The organism is Conexibacter sp. CPCC 206217 (assembly GCF_030646165.1).
GTDB lineage: Bacteria > Actinomycetota > Thermoleophilia > Solirubrobacterales > Solirubrobacteraceae > Conexibacter.
Map to the genome: position 1 here is coordinate 419,325 of NZ_JAUTDO010000005.1, position 11,412 is coordinate 430,736.

The 11,412-nt window shown below is 69.2% G+C and carries 11 protein-coding genes; all 11 read left to right on the plus strand.

Annotation, left to right across the window (positions count from 1 at the left end; genetic code table 11):
* The first annotated feature begins 7 nt into the window (after positions 1 to 7).
* The 11 genes from Q7L65_RS16065 to nuoL all read left to right on the plus strand — a co-directional run bounded on the left by Q7L65_RS16065 (position 8) and on the right by nuoL (position 11,405).
* Positions 8 to 610: an NADH-quinone oxidoreductase subunit B gene (locus Q7L65_RS16065; RefSeq protein WP_370552580.1), complete on the plus strand. Its 603-nt coding sequence runs from the start codon at positions 8 to 10 to the stop codon at positions 608 to 610.
* Entirely contained in the window at positions 603 to 1,112 is a 510-nt protein-coding gene (locus Q7L65_RS16070) for an NADH-quinone oxidoreductase subunit C (protein WP_304722502.1), read from the plus strand. Before Q7L65_RS16065 ends, Q7L65_RS16070 begins: the two co-directional genes overlap by 8 nt.
* Positions 1,113 to 1,174: 62 nt before the next feature.
* Complete coding sequence (gene nuoD, locus Q7L65_RS16075) at positions 1,175 to 2,350, plus strand: NADH dehydrogenase (quinone) subunit D (RefSeq protein ID WP_370552581.1); 1,176 nt, start codon at positions 1,175 to 1,177, stop codon at positions 2,348 to 2,350.
* Entirely contained in the window at positions 2,350 to 2,991 is a 642-nt protein-coding gene (locus Q7L65_RS16080) for an NAD(P)H-dependent oxidoreductase subunit E (protein ID WP_304722504.1), read from the plus strand. Before nuoD ends, Q7L65_RS16080 begins: the two co-directional genes overlap by 1 nt.
* The gene (nuoF, locus tag Q7L65_RS16085) at positions 2,984 to 4,294 is read left to right on the plus strand and encodes an NADH-quinone oxidoreductase subunit NuoF (RefSeq protein ID WP_304722505.1); all 1,311 of its coding nucleotides are present in this window, start codon (positions 2,984 to 2,986) and stop codon (positions 4,292 to 4,294) included. The genes Q7L65_RS16080 and nuoF overlap by 8 nt, the downstream gene beginning before the upstream one ends.
* Positions 4,294 to 6,768 (plus strand): NADH-quinone oxidoreductase subunit NuoG, encoded by a 2,475-nt coding sequence (nuoG, locus tag Q7L65_RS16090; RefSeq protein WP_304722507.1) that lies wholly within the window; start codon positions 4,294 to 4,296, stop codon positions 6,766 to 6,768. Before nuoF ends, nuoG begins: the two co-directional genes overlap by 1 nt.
* The gene (gene nuoH / locus Q7L65_RS16095) at positions 6,765 to 7,799 is read left to right on the plus strand and encodes an NADH-quinone oxidoreductase subunit NuoH (protein ID WP_304722509.1); all 1,035 of its coding nucleotides are present in this window, start codon (positions 6,765 to 6,767) and stop codon (positions 7,797 to 7,799) included. The genes nuoG and nuoH overlap by 4 nt, the downstream gene beginning before the upstream one ends.
* Positions 7,799 to 8,332, plus strand: coding sequence for an NADH-quinone oxidoreductase subunit NuoI (gene nuoI, locus Q7L65_RS16100; protein ID WP_304722511.1), 534 nt, complete (start codon positions 7,799 to 7,801; stop codon positions 8,330 to 8,332). The genes nuoH and nuoI overlap by 1 nt, the downstream gene beginning before the upstream one ends.
* A 6-nt stretch (positions 8,333 to 8,338) precedes the next feature.
* Positions 8,339 to 9,091: an NADH-quinone oxidoreductase subunit J gene (locus Q7L65_RS16105; RefSeq protein WP_304722513.1), complete on the plus strand. Its 753-nt coding sequence runs from the start codon at positions 8,339 to 8,341 to the stop codon at positions 9,089 to 9,091.
* A gap of 2 nt (positions 9,092 to 9,093) precedes the next feature.
* Positions 9,094 to 9,393: an NADH-quinone oxidoreductase subunit NuoK gene (nuoK, locus tag Q7L65_RS16110; RefSeq protein ID WP_304722515.1), complete on the plus strand. Its 300-nt coding sequence runs from the start codon at positions 9,094 to 9,096 to the stop codon at positions 9,391 to 9,393.
* The gene (gene nuoL, locus Q7L65_RS16115; RefSeq protein WP_304722517.1) at positions 9,390 to 11,405 is read left to right on the plus strand and encodes an NADH-quinone oxidoreductase subunit L; all 2,016 of its coding nucleotides are present in this window, start codon (positions 9,390 to 9,392) and stop codon (positions 11,403 to 11,405) included. Before nuoK ends, nuoL begins: the two co-directional genes overlap by 4 nt.
* Positions 11,406 to 11,412 lie beyond the last annotated feature (7 nt).

Consider the following 11,412-nt stretch of genomic DNA (forward strand, 5'->3'; position numbering starts at 1 on the left):
CCGCGACATGCTGCGCGGCGACCTGACCGATGTCGAGCTGGAGCAGTACGTCGAGGAGCGCGTGCTGACGACGACGCTCGACAAGGTGACCGCCTGGGCGCAGGGCAACTCGATGTTCCCCGCGACCTTCGGCCTCGCCTGCTGCGCGATCGAGATGATGTCGCTGCCGGGCGCGCGCCTGGACATCGGCCGCTTCGGCTTCGAGGCCTTCCGCGCCTCCCCGCGCCAGGCCGACATGCTGATCCTGTCGGGCCGCGTCTCGATCAAGATGGCGCCGATCATCCGGCGCATCTACGACCAGATGCTGGAGCCGCGCTGGGCGATCTCGATGGGCGCCTGCTGCTCGTCGATGGGCGTCTTCAACAACTACGCGCTCGTCCCGGCCGACAAGTTCATGCCGATCGACGTGCACGTGCCCGGCTGCCCGCCGCGCCCGGAGGCGCTCGCGCACGCGATCCTGAAGCTGCGCTCGAAGGTCCAGGGCAACCCGCCCAGAGGCTGGCGCGAGCGCTACGAGGCCGTCGGCACCGAAGAGGTCGTCGGCGCCGCCGACCGCCCCGGCGTCAACGCGATCAACGTCTTCCAATCCGGGGAGACGCAAGGTGCCTGACGCGACCGGTCTCGAGCTGATCGCTCAGGACCTGCGTGAGCAGCACCCCGACGCGATCCTGGACACGCTCCACTTCCGCGAGCAGGCGACCCTGCTGGTCGATCCCGCGCAGGTGCGCGAGGTGCTGATCGGCCTGCGCGCGAAGGGCTACAGATTCCTCGCGTCGCTGCACGGGGTCGACTACTACCCCGAGGAGCCGCGTCTCTCGGTCCACTACCAGCTGCTCGACATGGACACCGTCGACCGCATCGCGGTGAAGGTGCGGATGGGACTCGACGACGCGCACGTCGCCAGCGTCGTCGACCTCTGGCCCGGGGCCAACCATCCCGAGCGCGAGGTCTACGACATGTTCGGCGTCGTCTTCGACGGCCACCCGGACATGCGCCGCATCCTGATGCCCGAGGACTACGAGGGCCACCCGCAGCGACGGGACTTCCCGGTCGGCGGCGAGCCGATCATCTTCACCTACAACGAGGACAAGATCCCGGGGTGGACGCAATGACCGCGTTGAGCGACTACCGCAGACGCGAGGAGTCGATCTCCTACTCCGCCGAAGCCGCAGGGATGGGCACGCAGTCGGAGCTGATGACGATCAACATGGGCCCGCACCACCCGTCCACGCACGGTGTGCTGCGCCTGATCCTCACGCTCGAGGGCGAGGTCGTGCGCGACATCAAGCCGATCATCGGCTACGTCCACACCGGCATCGAGAAGACGGCCGAGCAGAAGGCCTACTGGAAGGTCATCCCCGTCGTCGAGCGGATGGACTACCTCTCCTACTACTTCAACGCGTACGCCTACTGCGGTGCGGTGGAGCAGCTGCTGGAGATCGACGTCCCCAAGCGCGCGCAGTACCTCCGTGTGATCCACATGGAGCTGAACCGGATCATGTCCCACCTCGTCTGGCTCGGCACCAGCTGCATCGACCTCGGTGCGATCGGCATGTGGTGGTACTGCTTCCGCGAGCGCGAGCAGGTCCTCGACCTGTTCGAGATGTCCTCCGGCCAGCGCATGCACACGCGCTACTTCCAGGTCGGCGGCGTCATAGAGGACATCCCCTCCGGCTGGGTCCAGCGCGTGCGCAGATTCACCAAGACGATGCGCGAGCGCTCGCACCAGTACGCGGCGCTGCTGGACAGAAACGAGATCTTCCTGCAGCGGATGCGCCACACCGGCGTCGTCGACGAGAGAACGCTGCTCGACCTCGGCGTGACCGGCCCGCTGCTGCGCGCGACCGGCAACCCGTGGGATCTGCGCAAGGCCGCGCCGTACTCCTCCTACGAAGACTTCAGATTCAAGATCCCGGTCGGCACCGAGGGCGACAACTACGATCGCTACCGCGTCCGCCACGCCGAGATGCTCGAGTCCTGCGACATCATCGACCAGGCGCTCGACGGCCTCCCCGAGGGTCCCTTCATCACCGAGGACCGCAAGGTCGCGCTGCCGCCGCGGCACGAGCTGGCGACCTCGATGGAGGCGCTGATCCACCACTTCAAGCTCGTCACCGAGGGCTTCCGCGTGCCGCCGGGCGAGGTCTACCACCCGATCGAGTCGCCGCGCGGCGAGCTGGGCTGCTTCGTGCGCTCCGACGGCTCCTCCAAGCCGGCGCGCGTGCACATGCGCGACCCCTCGTTCGTGAACCTGCAGATGACCGCCGCGGCGACACGCGACTCGTACATCGCCGACCTCGTCGTGTCGCTGGCGATGATCGACCCCATCCTCGGAGGAGTGGACCGCTGATGTCCGAGCAGCCCTCAGCCGTGGCTCGCTACGGCCACGGCTCGCGCATCCCTGGCTGGGACGACGCCGTCGATCTCGGCAAGGACCCGGCGACGGTTCCGGACCCCGCGACGACGCCGGTCCCGGCCGAGCTGCGGGCCGAGATCGAAGCCGCGATGGCGAAGTACCCCGACTTCCGCTCCGCGACGATCCCCGCGTTGCACGCCGCCCAGGCCGTGCACGGCTGGTGCTCGCCCGAGGCGCTGGAACAGGTCGCCTGCGTGATGCGATTGACGCCCGGCTACGTGACGGCAGTCGCGACGTTCTACGACATGTTCGAGACGACGCCGGTCGGCCGTCAGCGCGTCTACGTCTGCACGAACATCTCCTGCTCGCTGCGCGGCGGCCAGGAGATGCTCGCCGCCGTCAAGGAGGCGGCCGGCGACGATCCCGACTTCAACGTGCGCGGCTTCGAGTGCCTCGGCGCCTGCGACATCGCGCCGATGGCGTCGGTCAACGGCGAGTTCGTCGGCCCGCTCGAACTCGCCGACGCGGCGCAGCTGATCGCGGACCTCAGAGAGGGCCGCGAGGTGCTGCCCGAGAAGCAGCTTTCCCGGCGCCCCTGCGCCGACCCCGCAGCGAAGGACACTGGCCATGAGTGACAAGCTCCTGTTCGACCGGATCGACGAGCCCGGCCTCGACACGCTCGAGGTCTACAAGCGCCGCGGCGGCTACCAGTCGCTCGAGAAGGCGCTCAGAATGACGCCCGAGGAGGTTCTCCAGAACCTGCTCGACTCCGGCCTGCGCGGTCGCGGCGGGGCCGGCTTCGCGATGGGCAAGAAGGTCTCGTTCCTGCCCAGAGGCGCGATGGACAAGTACCTCGTCTGCAACGCGGACGAGTCCGAGCCGGGGACCTTCAAGGACCGCGAGCTGATGCAGAAGACGCCGCACATGCTGATCGAAGGCATGATCATCGCGGCCTACGCCGCCGGCGCCAACCGCTCCTTCATCTACATCCGCGGCGAGTACGAGCTGCAGGCGATGAAGCTCGAGGCGGCGCTGATCGAGGCGCGCGAGGCCGGCTACCTGGGCGAGGACATCCTCGGCTCGGGTCACTCGCAGACGCTCGTGCTGCACCGCGGCGCCGGCGCCTACATCTGCGGCGAGGAGACCGGCCTGCTCGACTCGCTCGAGGGCAAGCGCGGCAACCCGCGCCTGAAGCCGCCGTTCCCGGCCAACCAGGGCCTCTACCAGGGCCCGACGCTGATCAACAACGTCGAGACGCTGGCGACGGTCCCGGCGATCATGCGGATGACCGGCACCGAGTACGCCAAGCTCGGCGTCGAGAACTCCGCCGGCACGAAGCTGATCTCGATCTCCGGCAACGTCCAGAGACCGGGCAACTACGAGATCGAGCTGGGGATGAAGTCGCGCGACATCATCTACGGGCTCGCCGGCGGCCCGGAGCCGGGCCGCGAGGTCAAGTTCTGGTTCCCGGGCGGATCGTCCTCGCCGGTGCTGCTGCCCGAGGACCTCGACCTCGGCTACGACTTCGACTCGATGGCGAAGGCCGGCTCGATGCTCGGCTCCGGCGCGATCATCGTCGTCGACGACAGCAACTCGGTCGTCGACGTCGCGCTGACGCTGGCGAAGTTCTACAGACACGAGTCGTGCGGCAAGTGCACGCCGTGCCGCGAGGGCACGAACTGGACCGTCAAGATGCTCCAGCGCATCCACGGCGGCGAGGGCACCCCGATGGACCTCGACATCATCGCCTCCGTGCAGGACCAGATCATGGGCAACTGCTTGTGCGTGCTGGGCGACGCGATGGCGATGCCGCTCGCCTCGATGGTCGCGAAGTTCCGCGGCGAGTTCGAGCAGTACATGGAGGAGGCGCGCGAGCGCGCCGGCCTCGGCGCGGCGCCCGCCACGCCGGAAGTCGCGATCGCCGGAGCCGCCGCCTGATGCCTCGCCCCGAGAGACAGTTCGTCACGTTCTCGATCGACGGCCGCGAGGTCAGCGCGCCGTCGGGCGTGATGCTGGTCGACGGCGCCAAGTACGGCGACGTCGAGATCCCCGTCTTCTGTTACGAGCCGAAGCTCGGCAACCCCGTCGGCGCCTGCCGCATGTGCCTCGTCGAGGTGGAGGGGATACCGAAGCTGCAGACCGCCTGCTCGACGCCGGTCAAGGACGGCATGGTCGTTCACACGCAGACCGCGCGCGTGAGAGAGGCGCAGAACTCGGTCGTCGAGTTCCTGCTCGTCAACCACCCGCTCGACTGCCCCGTCTGCGACAAGGGCGGCGAGTGCCCGCTGCAGGACATCACCTTCGGCTGGGGCCGCGGCGTCTCGCGGATGGTCGAGCCCAAGCGCCACTTCAAGAAGCCGCTGGAGCTGTCGCCGCTGATCGCGATCGACCGCGAGCGCTGCATCCTCTGCTACCGCTGCGTGCGCTTCTCGCAGGAGGTCAGCGAGGACTACCAGCTGATCCTCAACGAGCGCGGCGCCTCCTCGTTCGTCGGCACGTTCGACGGGCATCCGTACGTCGCGCCGTTCAGCGGCAACATCATCGAGCTGTGCCCGGTCGGCGCGCTCACCTCGCGCGCGTACCGCTTCCGCGCGCGGCCGTGGGACATCGAGGGCTCCGGCTCTGTCTGCACCCACTGCCCGGCGCAGTGCAACGTCGAGTTCACCGTCCGCGACGAGCGCGTCCTGCGCGTGCTCGCGCGTGACCACGAGGGCGTCGACGACGGCTGGCTGTGCGACAAGGGCCGCTTCGCCTACCAGGCGATCCACTCCGAGGAGCGCGTCGTCGAGCCGCTCGTGCGCGACCCGCAGAGCGGCGAGCTCGCTCCCGCCACGTGGGAGTACGCGCTCGACGCCGCCGCCGCCGTGCTGACGCAGGCCGGCGCCAAGGTCGGCGCCGTCGCCGGCGGCACGACCACCAACGAAGAGGGCTTCCTGCTGCAGCGGCTGCTGCGCGAGGGGCTCGGCTCGCCGCACCTCGACGCGCGCGCCGGCCTGCCGCCGGTCGACGTCGCGACGCAGCAGGCGCTTGCCGCGCCCGCGCTGCAGGCGACGATCCCGGACCTCGAGTTCGCCCACACCGTGCTGGTGCTGGGGACCGACCCGATCGACGACGTCGCCGCGCTCGACCTGCGGATCCGCAAGGGCGTGCGCCGCAACAGAGTCAAGCTGGCGGTCGCGACCAGCCGCCCGAGCGCGCTCGATCCCAACGCCAGACTGTGGCTGCGCTACGCGCCGGGCGCCGAGCACGCGTTCCTCGCGGCACTGGAGGCCCAGCTGAGCGGCGCCGAGGGCGTCCAGGAGCTGTGCGACAAGGCCGACGCCGACCCGAAGGCGATCGCCGCGCTCGCGACGATGCTGCAGGACGGCGGCGAGGACGTCGTGATCCTCTGGAGCCAGCGGCTCGGCAGCGCGCCGCTTGCGTCGCTGCTGAACGTCGCCGCGACGCTGCGACTGGCGGACGTCGCCGGTGCCGGCCTGCTGGAGGTTCCGGTCGGCGGCAACGGTCGCGGCCTGCGCGAGGTCGGCGTCCAGAGCAACGCCGGCCCCGGCCTCACTGCCGCCGCCAAGCCCGGCAAGAGCGCGCGCGAGATCGCCGCCGCGGCCGTCAGCGGCGAGATCGAGACGCTCTACCTGCTGCACGCCGACCCCGTCCGCGACTACGCCGACCGCCGCCTCTGGGAGCGCGCGCTCGCCGACGCCGAGGGCGTCGTCGCGCACGCCTCGCTGCTGAGCGACGCGCTGCGCGCGAACGCGACCGTCGTCTTCCCGGCCGAGTCCTACGCCGAGAAGGAGGGCACGATCGTCAACCTCGACGGCCGCGTCCAGCGCCTGCGCCCCGCGATCGGCCGGCCCGGCTCGGTCCGCGCCGAGTGGCAGGTGCTCGCCGACGTCGCCAAGCGCGTCGGGCTCGACGTCGAGGCGCTGACCGGCCCGATGGTGACCAGACAGGTCGTCGCCGCGGTCCCGTTCTACGCCGGCCTGACGCTGGAGGAGATCGGCGGCAAGGGCGTGCGCTGGCAGGAGCGCGACGCGGTCGCGCAGGCGCCCGCCGCGCCGGCAGGCCCGTTCGAGAGCGGCGTTCCGCTGGACGCGCTGAGACCGAACGGCGCGCTGCGCCTCGGCACCTACCGCTCGATCTGGGCCAACCCCGAGGTCGAGGTCTCGCCCGCGCTGAAGTTCCTCGCCGCCAAGCAGCAGGCCGAGCTGTCGCCGATCGACGCGGAGCGGCTGGGCCTCGAGAACGGCGAGAAGGTCTCCGTCAGCGCCGGGGACGCGAGCGTGCTCGCCCATGTCTTCGTGCGCGGCAACATCCCCGCCGGCACGATCTTCCTCGCCGAGGCGACAGCCGAGCAGTCCGCGACCGAGCTGCTGGGCGAGGAGCCCCGGCTCGTGGAGGTCCGTCCCGCATGAACCTGCCGATCACCTTCGCCGAGGTCGGGTTCGCCGAGCCATGGTGGATCCAGATCCTCAAGGCAGTGATCATCTTCCTCGTCGGCTTCACGCTCGTGCCGCTGTCGCTGATGCTCGACCGCAAGCTGATGGGCCGCATGCAGATGCGCTACGGCCCCAACCGCGTCGGCCCGTTCGGCGCGCTGCAGCCGATGGCCGACATCGGCAAGCTGCTGTTCAAGCAGCAGTTCCGCCCGAGAACGTCGGTCGGCTTCCTGTTCGCCGTCGCGCCCGCGATCTCGATGGTCTGCGCGGCCGCCTCGCTGGCGATCATCCCGTTCGGCGACACGGTCAACATCTTCGGCGAGAAGGTCGGCCTCTACGGCGTCGACGTCTCGATCGGGATCCTCTTCCTGTTCGCCTTCTCCGCGCTGTCGGTCTACGGGCTGATGCTCGGCGGCTGGGCCTCGGGCTCGAAGTACTCCTTCCTCGGCGCGATGCGCTCCGCCGCCCAGCTGATCTCCTACGAGGTCTCGATGGGTCTGTCGCTGATCGGCGTCGTGATAACGGCCGGCACGCTGTCGCTGACCGGGATCGTCGAGGCGCAGTCCGGGATGTGGTACATCGTCCCGCAGTTCATCGGCTTCCTGATCTTCCTCTTGGCCGCCTTCGCTGAGACCAACCGCCCGCCGTTCGACCTCACCGAGGCCGACGCCGAGCTGGTCGGCGGCTACTCGACCGAGTACGGCGGCGGCCGCTTCGCCGCCTACTACGCGGCGGAGTACTTCAACCTCGTGATCGCCTCGGCGGTCGCGGCGACGATGTTCTTCGGCGGCTGGATGCTGCCGTTCGGGATCGACCCGCCGCGCTTCGTCGACCCGATCGTCGTGCTCGTCAAGACGATCCTGATCGTCTGCTTCTTCATCTGGGCGCGCACGACGTTCCCCCGCCCCCGCTACGACCAGCTGATGTCGCTCGGCTGGAAGATCCTGCTTCCCCTGGCCACGGCCAACGCGCTCGTGACCGCAATCATCGTGGTGGTGACTCACTGATGGCCTGGAACCCCGGCGAGGACGTCATCGCCGTTCAGCGCGCTCCCGAGCCCGGTGGCGTCGGCGGCGCCTACCGTGCGTTCGGCGAGACGCTGCGCGGTTTGAAGACGACCTTCGGCCGCATGCTGGAGAGACCGATCGTCTACCAGTACCCGGAGGAGAAGGTCCCGGTCTACCCGCGCTTCCGCGGGCGCCACAAGCTGCACCGCTTCGAGGACTCGAAGCTCGAGAAGTGCGTCGGCTGCTCGCTCTGCGCGGCCGCCTGCCCGGCCGACTGCATCCGCGTCGTCGCGGCCGAGAACACGCCCGAGCACCGCGTCTCGGCCGGCGAGCGCTACGCCGCCGTCTACGAGATCAACCTCTCGCGTTGCATCTTCTGCGGCTACTGCGAGGTCGCGTGCCCGTTCGACGCGATCACGATGGGCCACGACTACGAGATGTCCGACTACAACCGCGACGACCTCATCTTCACCAAGGAGATGCTGCTCGCCGAGCCGCTCGAGCGCACGCCGCTGCGGACCGAGGACGAGTAGGCCGCGATGTCCGCAGTCATCTTCTTCATCGCGGCGATCGGCGCGCTCGCGGGCGCGATCGGCGTCGTCGCGCTCAGAAACCCGTTCTACAGCGTGCTCGCGCTCGTCGGGCACCTGATCTCGCTGTCGGCGCTGTTCCTGCTGCTGCGGGCCGAGTTCCTCGCCGCCGCGCAGGTGATCGTCTACGCCGGTGCCGTCACGGTGCTGTACGTCTTCGTCGTCTCCTACGTCGGCGACGGGACGGTCCCGTTCGGTCCCGGCGGCCTGCGCCTGCGCAACGTCTCGGCGATGTTCGTCGGCGTGTTGTTCGTCGAGCTGGCGATCGCGATCCTCGGCTCCGGCCTGAAGGCGATCGACGGCAAGGGCGCGCCGTACGTCCCCGGCTTCGGCACGCCCGAGTCGATCGGCGAGGCGCTGCTGACGAAGTTCCTGCTGCCGTTCGAGCTCGCCTCGCTGCTGCTGCTGGTCGCGGCCGTCGGCGCCGTGATGCTGGCGCGCCGCCGCAGCGGCGGCGTCACGCTCGACGACGAGCCGTACGACGCAGCGCGCTACATCACGCCGCGCTCGCTCTTCTCCGGCACGATGGCGGAGGCCGTCGGCGCGCTGCACGCGCCGCCGGAGCCGCCGCGCGTCGCGCCGAGACCTGCCCCGGAGCGCGAGCCGGTCCCGGCCGCACCTGACCCTGTCAACGCGAGCTCCCCCGACATCACGGCCGATGACGCCAGTCGTGGAACTCGCAATCCGAAGGACGAGGACTGACCATGGACCTCGGTTGGTACCTGGTCGTCTCGGCCCTCATATTCTGCATCGGCGCAGGCGGCGTCCTCACGCGGCGCAACCCGCTCGTGATCCTGCTCTGCCTGGAGCTGATGCTCAACGCCGCGAACCTCTCGCTGATCACGTTCTCGCGCATGCACGGGAACGCGGACGGCCAGATCTTCGCGCTGATCGTGATGGTCGTCGCCGCCTGCGAGGTCGCCGTCGGCCTCGGCCTGATCGTCGCGATCTTCCGCCGCAAGCTGCCGATCGACGTGGATGAGCTGAAGGAGCTTCAAGGGTGAGCACTACGACCTGGGGCTGGCTCGTCCTCGCCTTTCCGCTGGCGGGGACGATCATCATCGGCCTCGGCCACAAGCGGCTGGGCAGAGGCCCGGCCGGGGCGATCGGCACGCTCGCGATCCTGCTCGCGTTCGTCTGCGCCGTCGGCTCGCTGATCTCGCTGCAGGACCACCCCGAGGACCAGCGTCAGCTCGTCTCCTCGCTGTGGGACTACGCGGTGACCGGCTCGATCGACGCGAGACTGTCGATCCTGATCGACCCGCTGTCGGTCTTCATGATGCTCGTGATCACGGGCGTCTCGACGCTGATCCACCTCTACTCGATCAGCTACATGAAGAGCGACCGCGGCAACGCGCGCTACTTCGCGTACCTCAACTTCTTCGTCTTTTCGATGCTCGTGCTGGTGACGGCGGCGAACTTCATGCTGCTGATCGTCGGCTGGGCCTTCGTCGGCGCGGCGTCCTACCTGCTGATCTCCTTCTGGTTCCGTCGCGAGACGGCCACGAGAGCCGGCATCAAGGCGTTCGTGATCAACGTCGTCGGCGACGTCGGGCTGGTGCTCGGCACCTTCTTCATCCTGCGCCACAGCGGCACGCTCGACTTCCTCGGGACGTTCAGAGCGGTCGACGACGGCGCCTTCGCGACGCACAACGGCGCGCTCGTCGCGGGCTGCCTGCTGCTGCTCGTCGGCGCCTTCGCGAAGTCCGCGCAGATCCCGTTCCACACCTGGCTGCCGGACGCGATGGAGGGCCCGACCCCGGTCTCCTCGCTGATCCACGCCGCCACGATGGTGACCGCGGGCGTCTACCTGATCTCGCGCATGCACCCGCTGTTCGAGCACGCGCCCGCCGCCGCCAACGTCGGCGCGATCGTCGGCGCAGTGACGCTGTTCGTCGCCGGCACGATCGCGCTGGTCCAGACCGACATCAAGCGCGTGATCGCGTACTCGACGATGTCGCAGATCGGCTACATGATCATGGGCGTCTCCGCCGGCGCCTACGCCGCGGGCATGTTCCACCTGCTGACGCACGCCTTCTTCAAGGCGCTGCTGTTCATGGCGGCCGGCTCGATCATCGGCGCGATGGCCGGCTCGCAGTCGCTCGACAAGATGTCGGGCTTCAAGAGATCGATGCCGTTCACGTTCGGCTGCTTCGTCGTCGGCGGCCTCGCGCTGTCGGGCGTGCCGCCGTTCTCGGGCTTCTTCTCCAAGGACGAGATCCTCGCCTTCGTCGGCGACCGCGGCGGCTGGTTCGTCGCGCTCTACGTCGTCGGCTACGTCGGCGCGTTCCTGACCGGCATCTACACCTGGCGGATGATCTTCCGCGCCTTCTTCGGCAGACCGGTCCCGGAGGCCGTCGAGCTGGAGCACGGCCACATCGCACACGCCGAGCAGCCGACCAACCCGGCCAACGGCGAGGTCGAGGACACCGACGTCGGCTTCCCCGGCCCGGAGCACGTGGTCGCCGAGCGCGAGATACCGATGAAGGTCGCGATGGGCATCCTCGCGCTCGGGGCGACGTTCCTCGGCGTGCTGCAGATACCGATGGTCACGCACGTGATCACGACCTTCCTGGAGCCGACCTTCGAGGACTCCAAGTACCTCCACGTCGAACCGAGCGACGGCCTCGTCTGGTTCGGCATGATCCTCGGCACCGTCGTGGCGCTGACCGGCATCGCGATTGCCCACTACATCTGGGTCCGCAAGCCGGGCACGTCCGCGGCGATCCAGGCGCGCTTCAAGGGGCTGCACACCTTCCTCTTCCACAAGTGGTACTTCGACGAGCTGATCGACCTGCTCGTCGTGCGCCCGTGGAGCGCTGTGGGCAGCTTCGCGCGCACGTGGTTCGAGCGGGTGATCGTCGACGGCGTCTTCGTCGGCGGCGCGACCGGCATCGTGAAGGCGGGCTCCTCCGCCGTCCGTGCGCTGCAGACCGGGTTCCTGCGCTACTACGCCGCACTGCTGCTGCTCGGCGGGGCCGCGGTCGTCCTGTACTTCCTGATCGCGAGCTCGTGAGGCGCCG

Coding starts and splice junctions, on each gene's coding strand:
- Q7L65_RS16065 (WP_370552580.1), top strand. CDS start 8: ATGCTGCGCGGCGACCTGACCGATGTCGAGCTGGAGCAGTACGTCGAG.
- nuoD (WP_370552581.1), top strand. CDS start 1,175: ATGGGCACGCAGTCGGAGCTGATGACGATCAACATGGGCCCGCACCAC.
- Q7L65_RS16080 (WP_304722504.1), top strand. CDS start 2,350: ATGTCCGAGCAGCCCTCAGCCGTGGCTCGCTACGGCCACGGCTCGCGC.
- nuoF (WP_304722505.1), top strand. CDS start 2,984: ATGAGTGACAAGCTCCTGTTCGACCGGATCGACGAGCCCGGCCTCGAC.
- nuoG (WP_304722507.1), top strand. CDS start 4,294: ATGCCTCGCCCCGAGAGACAGTTCGTCACGTTCTCGATCGACGGCCGC.
- nuoH (WP_304722509.1), top strand. CDS start 6,765: ATGAACCTGCCGATCACCTTCGCCGAGGTCGGGTTCGCCGAGCCATGG.
- nuoI (WP_304722511.1), top strand. CDS start 7,799: ATGGCCTGGAACCCCGGCGAGGACGTCATCGCCGTTCAGCGCGCTCCC.
- Q7L65_RS16105 (WP_304722513.1), top strand. CDS start 8,339: ATGTCCGCAGTCATCTTCTTCATCGCGGCGATCGGCGCGCTCGCGGGC.
- nuoK (WP_304722515.1), top strand. CDS start 9,094: ATGGACCTCGGTTGGTACCTGGTCGTCTCGGCCCTCATATTCTGCATC.